A 21670-nucleotide genomic window follows, 5' to 3' on the forward strand; every position below is an offset into this window, starting at 1 on the left:
CTTATCGGAGCCGCTATGAACCGGCCAAAAGACTACGACGACATACCCGGCACTTATGTGTTCGACGGTAGCCACCATCGTAAGGGCTATGCGCTGAACATGTTCTGCAAGTCCCTGGACCTGGCTGAAAACCGTGAGTCGTTTCGCCGCGACCCATTGGGTTATCTGCGGCGTCACCCGATGACCGAACAACAACACGCCGCGGTGATGAAGCGCGAATGGCTGGAGATGTTGAGGTTGGGTGGGAACATTTATTACACATTCAAATTGGCCATTTTCGATGGCCTGAGCATGCAGCAAGCAGGTGCAGCCATGTCCGGCAACGGAATGTCCCTCGAGGCGTTCCAGAAAATGATGCTCGATGGCGGTCGCTCCATCGTTGGCAATCGCAGCAAGAAGGAGCAAATGCATGGCTGACTTAATTGGCGGGATAGGTACATCTCATGTGCCGGCCATTGGCGCGGCAATCGACCATGGCAAGACCGGCGAACCCTATTGGAAACCCTTGTTCGACGGAGTCGAACCTGCACGCGCGTGGATTGCCGAGCACAAGCCGGACGTTTGTATCGTCGTCTACAACGATCATGCTTCGCAGTTCGATCTGTCGCTGATCCCGACCTTTGCCCTTGGCATGGGAACGACGTTCGATATTCACGATGAAGGCTATGGGCCACGGCCTGTGCCGCAAGTGCAAGGTGATCCTGACTTTGCCTGGCACCTCGCCGAGTCGCTGATTCTCGACGAGTTTGACATGACTCTGGTGACTGACATGACCGTCGACCACGGGTTGACGGTGCCGTTGTCGTTGGCCTACGGGCAGCCTGACGTATGGCCGTGCAAGGTGATCCCTTTGTGCGTGAACGTCATTCAATACCCTCCCCCAACGGGTAACCGCTGTTTCCAATTGGGCAGGGCATTGCGTCGTGCCATCGACAGTTACGACAAAGACATCAAAGTCGCTATCTTCGGCACGGGGGGCATGTCCCATCAGCTTCAGGGCGAACGGGCGGGGTTGACCAACCGGGAGTATGACCTCAAGTGGCTGGATCAATTCGTCAGTGATCCGGCCACACTCCTGAATATCGGACACACCGAGTATCTGCGTGAAACAGGCTCGGAAGGTATCGAACTCGTGATGTGGTTGATCATGCGTGGCGCCATGAACGAGCGAGTCCGCGAGCTGCATCGCTTCCACCATATCCCCGTCTCCAATACAGCCTATGGTCTGCTGGTGCTGGAAAATGACTGATTCAGATACCGGGGCTCGGGTGCGGATTGCGCTGGTAGGCCTCGGCGCGTTTGGGCGAAAACATCTGGACGTGCTGGCGAACATTGAGACCGCTGTAGTTACGGCGTTGGTTGGTATCGACGCGACGCAAAACCGCTTGCTCGCCGCCCACTATGGTATTGGCAGAACCTACTGCGAACTCGATGATGCGCTGGCTGATTCCAACGTCGATGCACTGATTCTGTGTACGCCTACGCCTTTGCACGCTTCCCAGGCTATCCGGTGCCTGGAGGCCGGCAAGCATGTGCTGGTGGAAATTCCGATGGCAGAGAACCTGCCCGATGCAGAGCGCCTGCTGAAGTTAAGCGCCAAAAGTCCTCGCGTTGCGATGGTCGGGCACACGCGGCGCTTCAACCCCTCCCATCAGTGGCTGCATCAGCAGATACGTGAGGACCATTTACGCCTGCAGCACCTAGTGGTCTCCACGCACTTTATGCGCCGTGAAAATCTCAACGCCGAAGGCCAGCCTAGACAATGGACTGACAGTTTGTTGTGGCATCACGCTGCACATACCGTCGACCTTTTCCAGTATCAGACAGACAGTGAAGTCATCGCCTGGAACGTACTGCAAGGTCCACTGGACCCGCAGTTGGGGATCGCAATGGACCTCTCACTGCAACTTAAGAGTAGCAATGGCGCGTTGTGCAGCTTGAGCCTGAGCTTCAACAACGAAGGTCCATTTGGCAGTCACTTTCGTTTTATCGGCGATCGAGGTACCTACCTCGCCCGTTATGACGAGTTGAGCGACGGCTATGGGTTGCCCGTCGACCTGTCGAGCATCGGGCCATATGCCGATGGCATCGAGTTGCAGGATCGGGAATTCGTCGATGCGATACGCAACGATCGCGCGCCTCGCTCCAGTGTAAGCGGTGTCATGAACTGCTACCGCTTGCTGGGTGCGATACAGGATTCGATGCTCCCCCGCGAAAACTTCACCCCACCCACGGATCGCTTCTCGGTTCGTAATTGATCCATAACCAAATCACAAGGCAGAACAATAATGAATAATGCTGCTGATATCTTGGACGCTATTAAAAAAGGGAAAATGAGCCATTATCAGATTCTGATCGTTGCGCTCTGTACCCTTATTGCCGGCCTGGATGGCTTCGACGTTCTTGTGGTGGCCTATACCGGCCCCGCAATATCGATAAATTGGGGGCTTGCCCCCACCGACCTTGGGCTCTTATTCAGTGCTGGTCTGGCAGGAATGGGACTCGGCGCTGTTGCAGTTGCGCCGATCGGCGACATTGTCGGGCGAAAGCCGACGATCATGTTTTGCATGATGCTATTGCTGGTAGGGATGGGATTATCTGCGTTTACCAGCGGACTCGGCGAGCTCGCTTTCATGCGCTTGGTCACCGGGATCGGCATTGGCGGAATTCTGGCCAACGTGAACATCATGGTGACTGAGTATTCGTCGGCTCGCCGAAAAGCATTGTGCGTCTCGCTCATGGCGCTCGGGTATCCAGTAGGCGCTACGTTGGGCGGAATCTTCTCCGTGTTTCTCATTCAAGCGTACGGATGGCAGTCGGTGTATTTGTTTGGTGCTGGCGCCGCCGCGCTATTGCTTCCTCTCATCTGGATTGCCATGCCAGAGTCGGTCGACTACTTGATTGCTAAAAAACCGGCCAATGCTTTGGAGCGTTGTAACCGGATTTTATCGAAAATGGGAATGCCCCAACTGGACCTGCTTCCAACTCATCACTCCGTAACGGACACCAAGCCTGGTTTTTTTGCGTTGCTTAAGAGTGGCGACATGGTCAGTCGATTGTTTTTTACCAGCGTCGTTTATTTCACAGTCATGATGACTTGTTACTTCCTACTCAGCTGGACACCGCAAATCCTCACACGGAGTGGTATGACTCAAACCATGGGAATTTCAGGCTCTCTGTTAATGAACCTGGGTGGAATAGCAGGTTGCTTGGTCTATGGCTTTTTGGCGCAAAAACTTGGGCCTAGAGCGTTAGCTGCAGCGTTCATGCTGGGGCTGGTCATTACCGCCGTGTCATTCGCCGCCGCACCGGGAGCGAGCATGGCTCTACTGGTAGCGGCCATTGCAGTAGGCTTCTGCTTGTTCTCCGCGGTCAATTCGCTTTACGTACTGGTTCCAGGCGTCTTCCCTGTACACGTGCGGAGCACTGGCACCGGCATTGCCATGGGCGCGGGCCGGCTTGGTGCTGTAGCAGGGCCGCTTTTAGCTGGATATCTGATAGCGATGGGTCTCGATAAAACCGTGTATATCGCAATTCTCTCGGCACCTATGATCATTGCAGCGATCGTCTTGGTTAAGCTAAGACCTTTCCAGGACTCTGCCAAAAAAAGCGTAGATGTTTCGCTAAATCCAATAGCAACCAGCAGCAGGCCAGTCGGTGAAAATAGCCATTAGTCTGCATAGGCGTTTTCAACTGCAGCAGTAGTCGAGCCACATATGAAGCCAGATCTCTTACTCCTGTCGGGTCTCATGTGTGACGACACCATTTGGATGAAGGTGATGCCAGGTCTGGCACGCCATGCTCGAATCATGACGATTGATTTCAGCGGGTTCGATAAAATAGGAGCGATGGCCGAGCGGGTGCTAGACGTGGCACCCGATCGGTTCTCGCTCGCAGGTCATTCTATGGGGGCTCGAGTTGCACTCGAAGTCTACCGCCGTGCGCCACAGCGTATAACCCGTATAGCCCTTCTCAGCACAGGTGTGCACCCCGTCAAACCTGGCGAAAGTCATTCCCGCGAGGCGCTGGTAGACCTTGCGTATCAACACGGCATGGTCGCAGTCGTAGAGCGCTGGTTACCGCCTATGTTGCTCCCTAAGCATGCCCAAAGTGCTGCATTCATTGAGCCACTCCGTGAAATGGTTTTGCGAATGACGCCAGATATATTGGCACGTCAGATCAAGGCATTGCTGAATCGGAAGGACGCCTCCCTGCAATTAGCGGCCATCAATTGCCCAACTCTGGTTGGCGTTGGCCGGCAGGATGCATGGAGCCCTGTAACGCAGCACGAATTCATAACTAGCCGAGTTACCGGCTCCCATTTGAAGGTATTCGAGGACAGTGGACATATGGCTCCTTTTGAGGCTTCACTCCAAGTTCAAAACGCCTTGCTCGATTGGTTGAAACTCGAAACAGCATAAACTCCTTTGGATTCAGACGAGCACGGCAGCACTATCCACCTTCTCCGTCTTATACCGTCGTTCCAAAGAATTCCCGGACGTCGATACTCGATCGTTCGCCAATCTTCCGTTAGTACTCCATAAGTCACGCCTCGCAAAGAGTCGTCCGTTTTCGCGCGGTTCACAAAGGAAGGCCCAGTCCGTGTTGTACTTGCCGGATACGCTTAGCGCGCACATTGCTTTGTCGGACCGGATGGAGTGGATCAGTATTTCCTTCATCTCATCGCGACCGATTGCCTTGCTGGATAGCCCTGTGCGACCTATCCATGCTGAAGCCCAGCAGCATTCGCTGATCGGTTCCGGTGCAGGCCCCTTGTTCCTTGATCAGGCGTGCTGGCATCTGCTCAACACCTTGCCAGGCACTGACGTCTTGCTTGCTACCCGTGTTGTTCATGCGATGCGCAGGGCAAAATCTCAGCACACCAACTTCAAGCTGCCGACACTGCGTATCGCCGTGCTCACGGCGCATTCACAGACCATTCGCAGGCTTGAAGTGAGTCGGCGAGACTTAGCCACTCACAGTCAGGTGTTTAAGAAAAATCCCCCTCCACTCATTGAATTCATCCACTTGGCCGTGCCTCAAGCGCAGCAGTTTCTTTGTACGGACAGTGCGGGAGACGACCTCGACAAATGGGTTGAACAATAGGTGCTTCCCGAGTTGAAAGCGAGTGGGGCCCACGTCGCTATCATTGAAACTTTATCTGCTGAGGCAACAGTACATCCAGATTGAGATCCGAAATTCGCGTTGAGATGGTTATTTGCAAAGCATGGTGTCGTCACCCAGTTCATAAGTACAGCGCAAATCGTTGGAGAGGATTACCAAGCTTTGGCGGTACTCGCCGAAGCTGTGCGGTTGTCCGGCAAGCTGTCAGAACCGCTGCCTCGCGAAGCAAGAATTCCCGAAGGCACTTGGACGTTGTCGGTATACCTTGAAAGCATTCAGACGAAGGGGGACGCGAAATACCTCCCAGTCATTACCCTCGCTCAGCTGGATGACAATGCACCCACAAATCTTTTGGTTCGATTCGAAACATGGCAATGCACCGAGTTGGTTCGACTATCGAACTGGAACCACCCTTATCCATTCTACGATTACCCTTTTTTCCCATGAGGCAGTGCGAACGCTGATCGCTCAGGCGCTGCTGGCGCCTACACCTGTCGCTGGGGAGCCTTTGATCATCTACTTACAATCAAGGTTGCGCGAGCTCTATGACGGCTTGCAGGACATTCCTGGCCAAAAGCTTCCAGCGATCAACGATGAAAATGCCTGGATCGTACGCATCAGTAAAGATCCCCATATTGCCCGAGTCACTGGTGATCACAGTGCCTCCCTTCTTGCCGCATTTCATTGGAACTCGCAAACTTTTGTTGCGCTCGCAGCACAGTGAAAATGTCTACTTTCACATTTCACCGTCGAAGTGGTACGCCTCCAAAGGGCATTCACAGCGCTACAACACACGCTACGACGTGAATCCATATTAATTGGAGATGCCTGTCAGCAACTGGGTGTAACGGAAATGACCATCATTTGAGAAGGTTTATTTTCTAGCGCTGCGAGTGTAGCCACACAAACAGGGTTGCTGTGCCGCAATGCGCCCACCTAGGGCGGACACCTTCGACTGCCAAGTCCCATGCATTTAGGCGGTGCCGTGGCTAAAACCCACCCTATGATTCAACGACCACGGCGCGCATAGTCTTTCCGACGCGCCCTTATTTTGCCAGCGCGATGGCTTCGATTCTGTGGCCACATCAATATCTTCACGGCGTACTTCCTAACGTTGTTAAAGAGCAAGTCACAATTTTCCACTCTCCACCGCTGGCCATCACATATTGAAAAAAACCACAAACAAGATAGTTGCAACCCTGCTTGCTCCAATTTTACAATTACCTCATAACAAAAAAGGAGATGATCATGAATTACAAGTCAGAAGAATATATCAAGCAATACAATGAGGAGCTGGGCAAAGATTCCCACTGGGAAATTCAGCAATGCAATGACGAGGAGCATGAAGGTTTCTTCGCAATTTATCATATGAACACTCATCCATCGGATCCAGGTAAAGCCGTTTTAATTGGATATATCTCTATCGCGACACCCGTTGAAACGCTGATCGGTTTCGAATCGCTGTGCCATGATTACTACAATTGTGGACAAATGGTTGGCATCAAATCCCATGTCAATTTTCTATTGGGTCATCAAAACGCGCTATTTGCAGGCGAAGATGGGGACATGGACGTGGAATGACGAAAGCTTAAATTTTTAAGCAAAAGCTAGAGAGCCCACTGGGTTGGCATAGGCGGGCTTTAACCCCATTCAGCGCAACAGGTGCTACTGATAAAGGATAAAAGTCACGCGCCTGCCAATAGCGTGACCATGGTTATAAACCATATCGCAAGGCAGCGGCTTACAACTGAAAGTTAGCGATGTCGATATGCTCCTAATGCAGTGATTTCTCTACGTCAGATTTAATAAGTTCGTAGGAGCCAAGAGCATAAATATAGCCCGCACCAATCCCGCGCCTGCACTCGACTATGTAAAATTCTATAACAGCTCCTTGCTTTGAAGCTGACTAGCGTAAGCCATCCAATTCTTTGGCTGGCATACTTCTGGCTATGGTGGGTAATTGCACTGACTTGCCCACCCATTTGCATTCGACCTGACCAGTAATTTGCATCGGATTTGACCATCACGCTTCGTGACCATTACCGGCAGAGAACGACCCAAGGGGTCAGTAAGTTGAGCCAAGGTAAGCGATGGCTGCGCTCATACCAAGCAAGAGTTCTTGATTGCTATCTGAATCTTGAGTCTGCTCTCAGATGACTATCAACAGGATAGATGTTGCTTTGATGGTGATCCGCGTAGATCGCGGCATTAGTCATTTTTGCAGTATTCCCCTCAATCTGTATGAGTAATTTGTTGTTCGAGTACATCAGTGCCCAAAACGCATAAAAAGGAACGACGAACAAAAACATTAGGATCGGCCCGACGAACCCGAACAATAGATCAGACGATGCATTCCTCACAGAAGTGGAGAAATGCACCGCCATTCGTCGCGCCATCGTGCCAGTCATCCAAGCGAGCACCATGGCCTGGATGAGAATTACTCAGTAAAGCTTCAGGCAATCGCCCGTTTCAAACCCGCCCGCCGGAAAGACCTGACTTCAAAGCAACGGCGACTTCGTCCAAACGATCAAACGGTAAGCCCGAGATATTGATTCTTCCGTTCCCTACCATGTAGATCGCACTGCTTTCACGTAAATGCTGCACATACCCGGGCGTGCGATTTAGGAAAGAGAACATCCCCTTCTGCGATTCAATACTGCTGAATGCCTGATAGGCATCAATTTTTCGAAGTTCCGCACACAGGCCATTCCTGAGCATCTTGATCCTCTCCCCCATTTCCAGCACTTCTTGCCGCCACAGCTCTGTCAGTGCCGGGATAGTGAGTATGTGAGCGACTACCGCCCCACCATGGGCGGGAGGCATGGACCAGAGGCAGCGAGCCGTATCAATGATCTGTGACTTCACCGCTTCAAGCACAAGATGCTCAGCGCAACTGATTAGCAAGGCACCGGTGCGCTCGCGGTAGATCCCAACGTTTTTCGAGCACGAAATGCTCGCGATCACTTCGGGCAGCTCATCGCAAAACAGCCGCAGCGCCCATGTGTCCTCCTCCAGCCCAGCACCGAAGCCCTGATAAGCCATATCGAACAGTGGAAGCAGACCCTTGCGGCTCACCACCTCAAGGATCGAACGCCATTGATCTTTATCGGGGTCAATACCGGTCGGGTTATGGCAACACGCATGGAGCAGCACGGCATCGCCTGGGGACAGCGCCTCAAGTGCCGTCAGCAGAGCACCAGCATTAAAATCGCCGTCATCCGTCAGGTGCTGACACGTCTGAACATGCAGGCCGGCGCGCTTGAAGATCTCTTCGTGAATCGTCCAGGTGGGAACCTGGATCAGGATGTTCTGCACGGCGGTTCGCCTGAGAAACTCGGCCATCAGCCTCAATGCGCCAGTGCCGCCAGGTGTCTGGACGGCGGCATAGCGATCACTCAAGCGCGCATCCTCACCAAAAACCAGGGAGAGGATGGCTTGATTAAACTGCGGCAATCCCTCTGAACCGACATAGGCCTTGGTGATCTGGTTCTCCAGCAACCATTTTTCTGCCGCCAGCACAGATGCAAGTACCGGCGTTTTACCGGAGCTGTCTTTGTACACACCAATACCCAGGTCAATTTTTTTGCTTCGTATATCGCGGGCATAGGTATCTGCAAGCCCCAGGATCGGATCATTGGGCAAGACTTGTATGTTCTGGAAAATTGGCAAAATCAGACTCCCGTCCGTTTGTTTTAAGGTCAGATGTTTTTCTTTCAAAAAAAACGCGACTGGGGTCGCGTTTTTGGCTCAGGACCAGTCAGCCTTCCAAAGGCCATTGTTCAATCACTTCCACAAAGCGACTCAGCCAGGCATTCGTTACGCTGCCGTCGAGCACGCGGTGATCTATCGTCAGTGACACATAGGCCTTTGGCCGAACCTGGAAGCTGTCTGCCCCGTCTATTTCTCGAACCACCACACGCTTTTCCAGGGCGCCGATCCCCAGGATTGCCGACTGCGGCTGGTTGATAATGATCGGGGTAGCGAACAAGGAGCCTGAAGTGCCGTGGTTGGAAATCGTGAACGTACCGCCCTGCACATCACCCGACCTGAGCTTGCCGTTACGAGCCGCTTCGGTCAGGCCCTGTAACCGTGACGCGATACCGAGAATGGATAACTCCTGGGCCCGGTGGATCACCGGGACAATCAGCCCGGCCTCCCCCAACGCGGTACCAACGCCAACATTGATGTCCTTGAACACTTCCAGGTAATCGTCGTTCCAGCGACTGTTCACGTTCGGCACGGCCAGCATCGCCTGAACCGAGGCGGCCACGAAATAGGAGGTAAACGTCAGGTTCACCCCTTGGTCGGCGAATAGTTTTTTATATTTTTTGCGATGGGCGATGATCGCGCTGAAGTCGGCCTCAAATACCGACGTGACATGAGGGGCGGTGCTCACTGAATGCTGCATATGTTCAGCGATCTTGCGGCGCATGCTGCTATGGGGAACGTGGGCGCTGACCTGAGGACCGCGCTCTCCTGAGGTGGCGGCAAGGGGCGCGGAAGCAGCCGTGACCTGGGACGCCGGGATCACGGATTGCGCTGCGGTTGGGCTGACGGTTTTTGCCGGTTTGTCCTGCACGAACGTGATGACGTCCTCACGAGTGAGGCGTCCGCCTCTGCCGCTCGCTTCAACGGCTGCCGGATCCAAATTGTGCTCCCTCAAAAGCCTGCGCACAGCCGGTGACAGGCGCAGCTCAGGGTCAAACACCACCGGTAAATCCCCAGTCGCTTCGGCGGTCGGCGCCGGTACTGGGGCGACCACCTCTTCAGCTCCGCCCAGGTTGATCACCCCCAGCACTGCGCCGGGCGCTGCATCCGCATCGTTACCCAGGATGATCTCCAGAGTACCGTCACCAGGCGCGGCAATCTCCACCACCACCTTGTCGGTTTCCAACTCCACGACGGGCTCATGCTTATGTACCGTATCACCGGCCTTCTTCAACCAGGTGCGCACCACCGCTTTGGTGCCTTCCTGCTCAAGGGGCGCAATGATATTCAAGCTGCCGGATTTCAGGGTCATGTCATTCATCTCAGAACCCCACCAGGTAATCGATCTTGTTGCGGATAGCCTCTACCGACGGCAGCACGTGATTGAGCAGGGTCGGATGATGTGGGCTCGGAATGTCTGGCATGGTCAACCGGGCCACGGGGGCATCCAATTCCATGAACGCCTCGTCGGCAACCACCGCCGCGATTTCTGCGCCAAAGCCTGCGGTACCCAAGTCTTCATGCACGATCAGGCAACGGTGAGTTCGACGCACGGAGGCCAGGACCGCAGCGCGATCCCACGGCATCAAGGTGCGCAAGTCGAGCACATCAACAGATCGCCCTTGTGCCGCCTGCTCGCAACGCTCGACCATCGCGCCCCAGGTAACAATCGTCAAATCGTTACCTTCAACAACCGTACGCGCCTGGCCAAAGGGCACGATGAAATCATCCCCCGGGTACGGACGACGAGCGGAAGCAGAGTCCAGCATGGCCCGGTGTTCGAAGAAAATCACCGGGTCATTCCCACGCATGGCGCTGCGCAGCAGGCCGACGGCATCTTCAGCGTTGGAAGGCACCGCCACCTGCCAACCTGGGGAGTGCACAAACTGTACTTCGTTGGTCTGGCTGTGCCACGGGTCACCGCACTTGAAGAAACCACCCGCGATACGCACCACCATCGGCGCAGCAAAGCGGTTGTTGGTGCGCCAGCGCATGGTGCCGCAGTCGTTCAATTGTTCGACTGCCGGGTCCGCATACTTGCGAAATTGAATTTCCGGTACCGGTACCAGCCCAGCCACCGCCATCCCGACGGCGCGCCCGATGATGCCTTCTTCAGAAAGGCTGGTATCGAAGACTCTCGAATCACCGTATTTTTCCTGCAGCCCCAACGTCACCGCGTGCACCCCGCCTTTTGGACCGATGTCCTCACCAAACAGTACAACCCGAGGATTAACCTCCAGCTCGCGGTCTAGTGTGCGGCGGATCGCAGCCACCATATTGAGACGCTGTCCCTCCAGCAGTGGAGTCAAAGTCGCTTGCGGAGCCTGGTAGCCCTCAGACCATTGGCCGCCGCGCTCTTGCAGTTGGTCTTCGTGGAACACGTGTCGGGTAACCCGAGCCGGGTCACTGACAGGCCGCGCTTCGGCCTCGATACGTGACGCATTGACCTCTGTGCGAGCGGTGTCACCCAATTGGTCCCATTCGCTGACGGTCATGAGATCGGGCACTAGAAATTCGCGCAGTTTGTGCAATGGATCGCGCGCCCACTCCATCTTGATGAAGTCTGCGCTTTTATAGGTCTGGGTATCCTGGAAGCTGTGCCCTTGCAGGCGCGGGACTTTCAAGCGCAACAGGCAAGGCCCCTGATGGGCGCGGACATACTCGACAGCCTGGTGAACCAGATCGGCACTTTGCTGCGGGTTAGAGCCATCACCAGAGAGGATATGCAGGTTCTGGAACCCACTGAGGTTGGCCGCGATATCGCCGCCTGGGGTTTGAAAAGTCGACGGGACGGAAATGCCGTATCCGTTGTCTTCGATATAGAACAGCATCGGCAGTTTCTGCGTGGTCGCCAGGGTCAGCGCCGCCCAAAAACCATTGGTTGCAACAGAACCGTCTCCACCCAGTACAACGCTGATCGCGGCGTCGTAGTTTTCATCCTTCAACACCTTGCTGCGATATTCAATCGCCTGCGCCCAGCCAGCGGTGGGCGTGTATTGAGCGCCCACGCCGCCACACATGGGCAGCGCAGTCGGACCGCCTGGGTTGGGATAGTTGAAAACCACCCCGATATCCCGGCCATCCGAGTAGCCACCGGCACGGGCCATGGAGGATCCCAAGGCATCCGCCATGTCCACCCCCATCGCCAGCAGCAACGGGCGCGAACGATAGTATCCGCACGCCGCATCGTTGCGATTTGTCAGCCTCGACCCAAGCAAAATCTGCGCGAGGTCATGACCCCTGGCGGAAAATTGATAGAGCACCTTCTTTTCCGGTACCAGGGTTTTTTCTTCCAACTCATCCAATGCCCTGGAAACGTGCATAAGATAGGCGATACGTGGCCAGTTGAACGCGCAAATAGCCGCGCTCTGACTTTTTACCTCGGGATTTTTACGGCGTGGAGCGGACATTTTATTTTTTATCCTCGCGAGCGGAAGAGCAGGCACAAAGCCTTGCCCAGATGCTGACGAGCTTAAAATTCATCACGCAAAAAGTGTTTTCTCAATTGTTCAGAAATCACGATTTTGAAGTGATATTTTTCCTATAACGACACCCGCACAGAAAATCGTGCTTAATTCCTACTACCCAGTAAAAATACTTGCTTTGACTGGGCAAAGCATCTTATGTATCCCCAGCATCTGCAAAAACTCGCGATTATTTTCCGGAAATTATAAAAAATGGAAAAAAGTAATCTTCTTGACGCCTATAGCCTCAAGATTCTTGCCGAACTGCAATTGGATGGCCGCTTGACCGTGCAAGAGCTTGGCAAAAAAATCGGATTGTCGACTTCCCCGACCTGGAAGCGCTTGAAGGATCTGGAGCGCGAAGGCGTCATCCATCACTACACGGCGGTACTCGATCGAACCCGGGTCAATCTGGGCAACTGTGTACTGGCCGAGGTCAATCTGGCCCGGCATTTCGAGAACGTGGTGGAGGAGTTCGAAAAGGCGGTTCGTGATTGTCCAGCGATCATCGAGTGTCACAGCACCACCGGTCGCGGCGACTACCTACTCAAGGTGGTGACGCCGGACATCACCCGTTATGACGCGTTTCTCTACAACGTGATTTTCAAACTGCCCGGTGTCAGTGAAATTCGATCCAGTGTGGTGTTGCGGGAAATCAAATCACCTTCGCCGTTACCACTGGACCATTTTCATTAGGCCTGCACCTTCGCCCTAGGCATACAGGAGCGCTTGGCGGCGAACGCTCTCCGGCCTGTCCACTGAATCATATGGAAAATGAATCAGAAAGCTCTCGACAAAAATCTTGAGCGATATGCAAAATCGGCGATTTTGTGCGGTTTGCAAGGGTCACGAATACAAACTGCACGCCAATTTCAATTGGAAGATTAACCTTTAACTCGACGAAATCCCCCTTCCGTATTCCTTCTTGTGCAGAGGCAAGAACCCCCAAAAATATCGCATCTGTAGAACTTACGACTTCAAGCAGACGAGAGATGTCCTGACATTCAACCTGGAGCAATTCGTTCGGATGACGGGCGTGCCCTGTGCTGTCCAGAAGCCCCCTGGCGGTTTCGTCACTAAGCGCGGTCGATACAAGTGGAAATTTTATAATGTCGTCGAAAATTAGCTTGTTGGAATTTTGTAGTGGATGCCCTGCTCGACAAACGAATCCAGAGGGAAAGTTATTCCAAATATCGATCTCTATATCATCGTGGGGCTTGATTGAACGATAACTGACTATAATCGCATCGACTTCGCGAGCCCTTAGTTTCGCCAACAGAGCGTCACTGTCGCCCTGAAGCACTTCCATCTGCACTCGTGGGAAGTTATTTAACATGTATGTAATCAGCCTTGATGTAATCAAGGCTGAGGGTGCCGCTCCTAGGGCGACTGTCAACGTACCGGATTCGCCTTGTGACAGGAGTTCGGCACTGCGCTTCAATTCGGAAGCCTCCAAAACAATCCGCTTTGCACGTGCCGCGACTTCCTTTCCAAATGAGGTGAGCTCATTACGTTTTCCAATACGATCAAACAGGCGAACTTCAAGCTCCTGTTCAAGTATGTGAATACTTCTACTCAACGCCGACTGTGTTAAATGCAACTTTTCTGCTGACTTACTAAAAGAACCTGTTTCAACGATAGACAAAAGGTGATTCAGTTGCTGAAAATTCATAAAAAACTCACAGACCGATTTAGCATTGAGACCGCAATTTTCGTGCCGCCTGATTGAAAGTCGAACCCCACCAGACTATTTCATTAGTTCAGACCATCGATGGATTTGCATCGGCCAGAAAACTACGCTCCATTCGGAACACACAGGTCCGAGCACAGAAAATCTGTAGCGCATTATTTTTTCGTTTGCGAATTTTCCTGACCACAACAAAATTCGCTTTGGTATAGGCAGTTACCTCCACTTCCACCGAGTGTCAGAGGAGGGTCATTCGGAAACGATTTCCATAGCCAACCACCTCCTCCCACCTGAAATTTGTTACCTCTCGCCTCACGACTAATCAGCTACGAACCGTATTGGTGCAAAAATAATTGTCATGATTAAAAGTCATAGAAATGAGAAAAACAAGACGTTGGACATTTTTTTGAGCTCCTATTACCGTCGATTTGCTACTGCTTTCATCCTATTAGAGAAACGATGTGGACGATAGGTCAATAATTCTGCATGGCCTGAACAAAAAACGAACCTTTGCGAGAAGGAACGTAGAGTTCTTGTGATGTAATCGAAAACTGTGCTGCATGGGAATGGCGGAAGAATTATGTTCGTTTGGTTAATAAGAAGAATAGTGCAAGCTGCTGTAGTCGTATGGATAATGACAATTATTGTGTTCGTAGGCCTCCACCTGATTGGCAGTCCGGTGGATGTTTTGATTTCCCCGGAGGCGGGACCGGCGGAACGTGCGCAACTAATGCAACAGCTGGGCTTGGACAAGTCGTTATGGCAACAGTACTGGACATTCCTATTCCAGGCCTGGCACGGAAATCTCGGCATCAGTTTTGTTTACAACACACCAGCAATAGAACTTATAAAAGAGCGAATGCCTGCGACCTTGGAATTGGCTTTTATTGCTTTGCTTCTTTCAATCATCATAGGCCTACCGTGTGGCTTAATCGCCGGACTGCGTCCGAACGCTTGGTACTCACGCCTGATTATGACCGGTAGTGTACTGGGCTTCTCATTACCGACGTTCTGGGTCGGCCTTATGCTGATTATGGTATTCAGCGTCAATCTGGGTTGGCTGCCAAGCTCAGGTCGTGGCGAAACAAGGGAAATGCTCGGAGTTCACTGGTCATTCCTGACGGTTGACGGGGTTCAACACTTGATCCTGCCGGCGCTGAATCTGGCACTTTTCAAAATTGCCATGGTGCTGCGGCTTACACGGGCCGGAGTGCGCGAAGTTTCACAGATGGATTATATAAAATTTGCCCGCGCCAAAGGATTGAGCAGTCATCGAATCATAAGCGTGCATATATTGAAAAACATCATGATCCCCGTAGTTACAGTAGTAGGGCTGGAATTCGGCTCCACGATTGCGTTCGCAGTCGTCACAGAAAGCATCTTCGCCTACCCCGGCATGGGTAAGTTAATTATTGACAGTATCAACCAACTGGATCGCCCCGTTATCGTGGCTTATTTGATGGTAATCGTAATGATCTTTGTCACCATTAATCTGGTCGTGGATGTTTTGTATCACCTGCTGGATCCTCGCGTCCGATTGGAGGCGAATGTATGAATGTTGCAGTCGCTGCGATTAAGACTGTTTCTCCGTCCAGGCGCCTTTTATCTGACTTTTGCACGTCGCCTGCGGCTGTGATTGGGCTTGTTGTGTTGGTCATGCTGCTCATCGCAGCCTTGGGTGCCCCTATTTTTGCCCCCCAGGACTCTTATGACCTGCAAAGCCTGGATATTATGGACGGCCGGCTGCCACCGGGTGCCACGGGCATTGGCGGCTTCACCTACCTGCTGGGTACCGATGATCAGGGCCGCGACATGTTTTCGGCGATTCTGTACGGGATGCGCATCAGTCTGGGGGTAGGAATAAGCTCGGCAGCGTTGGCCTGCCTGCTGGGTACGCTTCTTGGGTTGACCGCCGCTTATTTCGGCGGACGTATCGAAACCCTGATAATGCGAGTGGTCGACTTGCAGTTGTCGTTTCCAACCATTCTTGTCGCCCTGATGATTCTGGCAATTCTCGGCAAGAGCATCACGAACGTCATCCTTGCACTAGTCATCGTCGAGTGGGCGTATTACGCCCGGACCGTGAGAAGCGCGGCAATGATTGAACGGCGCAAGGAATATATCGAAGCCGCCCACTGCCTTGCACTGTCGCGTACCCGGATCATGCTTCGTCACCTTCTGCCCAACTGTTTGCCCCCCATCATTGTGATCGGAACCATGCAAGTGGCGCGCGCCATCGCACTCGAAGCGACCCTTAGTTTCCTGGGGCTCGGGGTTCCTGTCACTGAACCGTCACTCGGACTGCTCATCGCGAATGGCTACCAATACATGCAGGCGGGGCTTTACTGGATAAGCGTTTTCCCTGGCGTCGCCCTACTCATCATCATTGTGGCCATCAACCTGGTGGGTGATCAGCTGCGCGAAGTGCTTAACCCGAGGTTGAACAAATGAAGTCAGATCACATCCTGGAGGTGCAGCATCTGTGCACCGAGTTCTCCACGCGAGACGGCGTGTTGCGTGCCGTCGATGACGTTTCCATGAAGCTTGAGCGTGGTCAGGTGTTGGGGCTGGTAGGTGAGTCTGGCTCGGGCAAGTCGGTAACCGGTTATTCGATCATGGGGTTGATTGACCCACCGGGTCGGGTCGCCAGCGGCAAGATCCTGTTCAAAGGACAGGATCTGGTCGGGCTTCCCGAACGGCAGTTCAGCGCTCTTCGGGGCAATCGCATCGCGATGATTTTTCAAGATCCAATGATGACCCTCAATCCTGTTTTGCGAATTGATACCCAGCTCATGGAAACCATTTACGCGCACTCCCGGGCGTCACAGAAAGACGCTCGCCGCCAGGCAATTGAAGCACTGGAGAAGGTCGGTATTCCTAGCCCCGAAGAGCGCATGTTGGCCTACCCGCATCAGCTCAGTGGCGGCATGCGTCAGCGCATTGCCATCGCCATTGCCCTGTTGCACAAGCCTGATTTGATCATCGCCGATGAACCGACGACCGCATTGGATGTGACCATTCAGGCGCAGATCCTGGCCGAAGTGCAACAGCTCGTCCGGGAGTCGGGTACTGCACTTATATGGATTACCCATGACCTGACTGTGGTGGCCGGCCTGGCGGACGAAGTCGCCGTAATGTACGCGGGCAAAATCGTTGAGCAAGGTCAGGTCAAAGCCGTCATCGAGCAGCCTCTGCACCCCTATAGCGCTGGCCTGTTGGGGAGTTTGCCCAGCCGCAATGCGGGGCTCACGCGGTTGATGCAAATCCCGGGCATGACCCCACGCTTGTCTGAGTTGCCACAGGGCTGCGCGTTCCGCACACGCTGTTTCAAGGCATCAGGCCTTTGCATAAATGAACCACAACTCTCGCATCCGGCAGTGTCACGCTCGCTACGCTGCTTCAATCCAGTCGGAGCACCCGAATGACCATGTTCACCTCACCGTCTTTCACCGGCACCGGTGCGCAGCTTGCTCTGGAGAACGTCAGTCGTCGTTTCCAGCCCAAAAAAGATGTGCTGACCAGCATGGCCCAGCGCTGGGGGCTGGCCAAGCCCACACCGGTCGTACATGCGGTCGACAACGTCAGCCTTGAGATCAAGACAGGCGAAGTGATTGGGCTTGTAGGCGAATCGGGTTGCGGGAAATCAACCTTGGGGCGTATCGCAGCGGGCATCATCAAACCCTCGGAAGGCATTGTGCGCGTGGGAGGAATTGATGAGTCCCTGGCTTCCCGCGGCGCTGCCAGTACGCTTGAGCATCTGAGTGTTCAGATGATCTTCCAGGATCCGTTTGCGAGCCTCAATCCGCGCATGCGGGTGATGGATATCATTGGCGAGGCGGCACGGGTTCACAAAATACCCGGGGCAGAACACTACGAAGATTACGTTGCCGCGCAGATGAAACGTGCCGGTCTGGACCCCTCTTACATGCGCCGCTATCCGCACCAGTTTTCCGGAGGTCAACGCCAGCGTATCGGCATCGCCCGCGCACTGGCCGTCAATCCTCGCTTCATTGTGTGCGACGAGTCCGTCGCGGCCCTGGATGTTTCGATTCAGGCACAGGTTTTGAACCTGTTCATGGATCTGCGGGATGAGCTCGGATTGACTTACCTGTTCATCAGCCACGACCTGAGTGTGGTCGAACATATTTCGGACCGTGTTGCGATTATGTATCTGGGACGAATCGTGGAACAGGGCTCCAAGGCCGAACTGTTCTCTCGCCCTAACCACCCCTATACGCAAGCACTGCTGGCCGAAGTGCCAACACTTAATGCGAACAAAAGAACCTTCACCGCCATCAAGGGTGAAATTCCCAGCCCGATCAATCCGCCATCAGGTTGTCACTTTCACCCGAGGTGCCCGCATGCAATGCCGCGATGCAGAGAGGAAAAGCCTGGCTTGAAAGAGGTCTCTCCCGAGCATCTCAGCGCCTGCCATTTGAATACGTAAACGTGCTGACGCCACAACAAGAGGCCAGGACAGTAAGTCATTCGGCCCACTCGTACATTGAAGGGGAAATACTGTGCGTAAACCCGAGAAACCGTTGATCAAATGTATTGCCCGGATGTTTGCCGCGTGTGCCATGACGGCATCGCTTTCTGTTACAGCGTTTGCGGCCGTACCGGACACGCTGAACATTGGGCTGGGGGGGGCAGTCAACTCGGTCGACCCGCATTTCACTAACTCAACGCCCAACCACGTGATTGCTCATTCGTTGTTCGACCGGCTGACCGAGCGCAGTCCTCAGGGTGAATTGGTGCCTGGGCTTGCTTTGGCCTGGAACCCGGTAAGCGACACCGTTTGGGAATTCAAGTTGCGCCCCGATGTGAAGTGGCATGACGGCAAGCCCTTCACTGGCGAGGATGTTGCCTTCAGCCTTGAGCGGGCGCGCAATGTCCCGAACAGCCCGGGTGGTTTTGGTGGGCAGTTGGCTTCTATCGTGAAGGTCGAACAGATCGCCCCGCTGACTGTTCGGTTGCATACGTCAGCCCCGTCACCCAACTTGCCCAGGCAGCTCGCCTTTATTGCGATCGTCTCCAAACACGCCGGTGAAGGTGCAACGACGGAGCAATACAACAGCGGGGTTAAAGCGATTGGTACCGGGCCCTACAAGTTTGTTCGCTACATCCCGGGTGATCGCATCGACATGGTGCGAAATGACGATTGGTGGGGGCCGAAGCAGCCCTGGAAAAACGTTTCAATCAGGTTCATCTCTAATGGTGCATCACGGGTAGGCGCGCTCTTGTCGGGCGGCGTGGATGTGATTGACTCGGTGCCAGCGACGGACATCGCGACTCTGCAAAAGGACCCAAAAGTCAGTCTGGTGTCCACCCCGGGCATGCGCACCATCTTCATCGTCTTCAACGTACGCAGCGCCCCGCAGCCGCTCATTACGGACAACAATGGAAAGCCTCTAGCGACCAACCCGTTATCTGACGTACGGGTTCGTCGGGCGCTTTCTGAAGCAGTCAATCGCCAGGGAATCGCTGACCGCCTGATGCAAAACACGGCGAAGGCCACCGGGCAATGGTTGAACCCTGGTATTTACTCGTATGCCGACAGCGTGGCGATTCCATCTTATGACCCGACGGCGGCTAAAAAGCTGCTGGCCGAAGCGGGCTATCCCGACGGTTTCAAAATCACCCTGGTGACCCCGAATGACCGCTATCCAAATGATTCGGCCGTCGCCCAGGCGGTTGCCCAGATGTGGTCCAAGATCGGTGTTCGAACCGCTGTGGATGCCAGGCCTTGGAACACCTTTATCGTTGGACGCGAATCCTATCCATCCTTCTTGTTGGGATGGGGCAGCCCAACTCTGGAGGCCGGGTACTTCCTCACTAATATAGTGATGACGCCTGATTCAAAAAACGGAGTGGGCAGTTACAACTCGGGCGGTTACTCCAACCCGCCCCTGGACGCATTGACTGACCGGGCGCTCACTACACTGGATGATAAAGAGCGCGAAAAAATGCTGGTGCAGGCAGTCGAAATGACCAGTTCAGACCTGCCGATAATGACCATTCTTCAACTGAACAATACATGGGCCGTTCGCAAGGGCTTCACTTACGATCCGCGTACTGATGAACGCACGCTGCCACAAAACACAGCCCTCGTTATTTCACAGTAAACGATCGGTATCACCCGCGCGCGAACGTTAGTTCACGCGCCGGGCACCGCTTTGCCCAAAAACCATTTCGATCACTCAGAGAGAGAAGAGAAACTATATGAACGATCAGGTAATAACTCATCTATTAGATAAACAAACGCCCATCCTCGACTGGATGAAAGACTTTCTGAGAATTCCAAGTGTCAGTGCTGATCCAGGTTTCGATGACAGCATGCACGAGGCCAGAAACTTCCTTGTGCAGCGATTCACCGAAATCGGTCTGGATAACGTTCAATTGCTGGATGGCGGGGGCCAGCCTGCGGTTTATGGTGAATCACTTCGCGCCCCCGGCAAGCCGACCATCATCATCTATGGCCACTACGACGTACAGCCAGCAGACCCTCTGGAAGAGTGGCTCTCGCCACCGTTCGAGCCGACGATTCGCGATGGCTGCCTCTTTGCGCGGGGTTCTTCTGATGTAAAAGGCTCCACGGCCATCGCCATCGAGACCGTGGCGGCCTTCCTGGCCGTTGAAGGAGATTGCCCAATCAATGTGAAATTCTTCATTGAGGGTGAAGAAGAAACCGGCAGCCCATCACTGCGTGCCATCGTGGACAAGTACAGAGAACTGCTGCAGGCCGATGGGGTTCTCTCCGCAGACGGGGGACGGGCGAGCCGGGAAATCCCCACCATCAATACCGGCGCCCGAGGCAACAATGCCTTGGAATTCTCTATCCGGGCTGCCAAGGGCGACATGCACTCCGGTCGTTATGGCGGCGCTGTGCGCAATGCGCTCCATGATATGGCGGCGATCGTGACATCGCTGCACTCCTCGGACGGCACAGTAACGGTCAAGGATTTTGATATTGACGCCACTGCGCCGACCCAACGACAAATTGAAGATACGGCAGCCTTCCCGTTCGACCAACGAGCCTTCCTTGATCACGTCGGTGCCGTCGCTCATGGTGATCCGGCTTACACCACCCGCGAGCAACTTACGCTGCGGCCATCCATTGAAGTGAACGGGATGTGGGGGGGATACACCGGCAATGGGGTGAAAACCATCGTTCCTGCCCAGGCCCATGCAAAAATCACGATCCGTACGGTATCCGGGCAGGACCCGATACGGGCCATTGAGTCTGTGCGAAAACACCTGATTGCCCATTGCCCGAAAGGCGTGCAAATCAGTTTCTCGTACGTTGGTACGGGCTCGCCTGCCTCGACTCTTTCCCCCCTGAGTCCTCTGGTACTCTCGGCCGAACGAGTACTCCAGGCAGAAATGGGCTTGCGGCCTATTCATGTTCGTCTGGGTGCAACAGTGCCGATTACATCAATTTTTCAAGAGATGTTGGACATCGGTACGTTGATGTTCGGATTCAATCTTCCTGATGAGCCCGTTCATGCCCCTAACGAATTTTTCCGACTGGAATCTGTGGAAAAAGGTTTGCGGGCCTGGACGAAAATCCTGAGGGAGCTTTCAACGCATAAAACAAGCGAGTTTGCCTTGAAGTAACCCATTACTCACAGCGAGCGTTCAAGGCATCACTACTTATAGTGCCCTGCAAGAAACAACCGGCAAGCTC

19 protein-coding genes are annotated in these 21670 nt (G+C 53.8%); 15 read left to right on the top strand and 4 right to left on the bottom strand.

Annotated features, from left to right (window positions below):
* Window positions 1–15 precede the first annotated feature (15 nt).
* The 8 genes from ligA (at window position 16) to KGB25_RS06940 (ending at window position 6705) form a co-directional block, all read left to right on the top strand.
* Window positions 16–417, top strand: a complete 402-nt coding sequence (gene ligA, locus KGB25_RS06905) for a protocatechuate 4,5-dioxygenase subunit alpha (protein WP_223434671.1) — start codon at window positions 16–18, stop codon at window positions 415–417.
* Window positions 410–1249, top strand: a complete 840-nt coding sequence (locus tag KGB25_RS06910; protein WP_223434672.1) for a class III extradiol dioxygenase subunit beta — start codon at window positions 410–412, stop codon at window positions 1247–1249. The genes ligA and KGB25_RS06910 overlap by 8 nt, the downstream gene beginning before the upstream one ends.
* Entirely contained in the window at window positions 1242–2258 is a 1017-nt protein-coding gene (locus KGB25_RS06915) for a Gfo/Idh/MocA family oxidoreductase (protein WP_223434673.1), read from the top strand. The genes KGB25_RS06910 and KGB25_RS06915 overlap by 8 nt, the downstream gene beginning before the upstream one ends.
* A gap of 30 nt (window positions 2259–2288) precedes the next feature.
* The gene (locus tag KGB25_RS06920; RefSeq protein ID WP_223434674.1) at window positions 2289–3674 is read left to right on the top strand and encodes an MFS transporter; all 1386 of its coding nucleotides are present in this window, start codon (window positions 2289–2291) and stop codon (window positions 3672–3674) included.
* A 42-nt stretch (window positions 3675–3716) separates the two neighbouring features.
* Window positions 3717–4421, top strand: a complete 705-nt coding sequence (locus tag KGB25_RS06925; protein WP_223434675.1) for an alpha/beta fold hydrolase — start codon at window positions 3717–3719, stop codon at window positions 4419–4421.
* Window positions 4422–4602: 181 nt separating this feature from the next.
* Window positions 4603–5106, top strand: coding sequence for a hypothetical protein (locus KGB25_RS06930; protein ID WP_223434676.1), 504 nt, complete (start codon window positions 4603–4605; stop codon window positions 5104–5106).
* Between the two features lie 352 nt (window positions 5107–5458).
* On the top strand, window positions 5459–5848 hold the full coding sequence (locus tag KGB25_RS06935) for a hypothetical protein (RefSeq protein ID WP_223434677.1): 390 nt from the start codon (window positions 5459–5461) through the stop codon (window positions 5846–5848).
* A 524-nt stretch (window positions 5849–6372) separates the two neighbouring features.
* On the top strand, window positions 6373–6705 hold the full coding sequence (locus tag KGB25_RS06940) for a hypothetical protein (RefSeq protein WP_093215812.1): 333 nt from the start codon (window positions 6373–6375) through the stop codon (window positions 6703–6705).
* 888 nt (window positions 6706–7593) lie between these two features.
* Here KGB25_RS06940 and KGB25_RS06945 read toward each other — a convergent pair.
* Genes KGB25_RS06945 through KGB25_RS06955 form a run of 3 tightly spaced genes read right to left on the bottom strand, consistent with a single transcriptional unit; the run spans window position 7594 to window position 12242 of the window.
* Window positions 7594–8841 carry an aromatic amino acid transaminase gene (locus KGB25_RS06945; protein ID WP_223434678.1) on the bottom strand — a complete coding sequence of 416 codons (1248 nt, stop codon included), beginning with the start codon at window positions 8839–8841 and terminating at the stop codon, window positions 7594–7596.
* Between the two features lie 40 nt (window positions 8842–8881).
* A complete protein-coding gene (locus KGB25_RS06950) occupies window positions 8882–10153 on the bottom strand; it encodes a dihydrolipoamide acetyltransferase family protein (protein ID WP_093215799.1) in 1272 nt (423 codons plus the stop codon).
* A gap of 1 nt (window position 10154) precedes the next feature.
* Entirely contained in the window at window positions 10155–12242 is a 2088-nt protein-coding gene (locus tag KGB25_RS06955; RefSeq protein ID WP_197678821.1) for a transketolase C-terminal domain-containing protein, read from the bottom strand.
* Between the two features lie 267 nt (window positions 12243–12509).
* Between KGB25_RS06955 and KGB25_RS06960 the strand changes: the two genes are divergently transcribed.
* Window positions 12510–12992: an Lrp/AsnC family transcriptional regulator gene (locus tag KGB25_RS06960; protein WP_093215790.1), complete on the top strand. Its 483-nt coding sequence runs from the start codon at window positions 12510–12512 to the stop codon at window positions 12990–12992.
* A gap of 67 nt (window positions 12993–13059) precedes the next feature.
* Here the strand turns inward: KGB25_RS06960 and KGB25_RS06965 are convergent, their stop codons facing one another.
* Window positions 13060–13968 (bottom strand): LysR family transcriptional regulator, encoded by a 909-nt coding sequence (locus KGB25_RS06965; RefSeq protein ID WP_093215786.1) that lies wholly within the window; start codon window positions 13966–13968, stop codon window positions 13060–13062.
* 595 nt (window positions 13969–14563) lie between these two features.
* Here KGB25_RS06965 and KGB25_RS06970 point away from each other — a divergent pair.
* The 6 genes from KGB25_RS06970 (at window position 14564) to KGB25_RS06995 (ending at window position 21600) form a co-directional block, all read left to right on the top strand.
* Window positions 14564–15538 (top strand): ABC transporter permease, encoded by a 975-nt coding sequence (locus KGB25_RS06970; RefSeq protein WP_093215781.1) that lies wholly within the window; start codon window positions 14564–14566, stop codon window positions 15536–15538.
* Window positions 15535–16434, top strand: coding sequence for an ABC transporter permease (locus tag KGB25_RS06975; RefSeq protein ID WP_093215776.1), 900 nt, complete (start codon window positions 15535–15537; stop codon window positions 16432–16434). Before KGB25_RS06970 ends, KGB25_RS06975 begins: the two co-directional genes overlap by 4 nt.
* Window positions 16431–17408: an ABC transporter ATP-binding protein gene (locus KGB25_RS06980; protein WP_093215772.1), complete on the top strand. Its 978-nt coding sequence runs from the start codon at window positions 16431–16433 to the stop codon at window positions 17406–17408. The genes KGB25_RS06975 and KGB25_RS06980 overlap by 4 nt, the downstream gene beginning before the upstream one ends.
* Window positions 17409–17410: 2 nt before the next feature.
* Entirely contained in the window at window positions 17411–18430 is a 1020-nt protein-coding gene (locus KGB25_RS06985) for an ABC transporter ATP-binding protein (RefSeq protein WP_093230316.1), read from the top strand.
* Between the two features lie 73 nt (window positions 18431–18503).
* Window positions 18504–20108: an ABC transporter substrate-binding protein gene (locus KGB25_RS06990; protein WP_223434680.1), complete on the top strand. Its 1605-nt coding sequence runs from the start codon at window positions 18504–18506 to the stop codon at window positions 20106–20108.
* A 97-nt stretch (window positions 20109–20205) separates the two neighbouring features.
* The gene (locus KGB25_RS06995) at window positions 20206–21600 is read left to right on the top strand and encodes a dipeptidase (protein WP_093215763.1); all 1395 of its coding nucleotides are present in this window, start codon (window positions 20206–20208) and stop codon (window positions 21598–21600) included.
* The last annotated feature ends 70 nt before the right edge of the window (window positions 21601–21670 follow it).

This window comes from Pseudomonas sp. BF-RE-21, assembly GCF_019947305.1.
Classification (GTDB): Bacteria; Pseudomonadota; Gammaproteobacteria; order Pseudomonadales; family Pseudomonadaceae; genus Aquipseudomonas; species Aquipseudomonas migulae.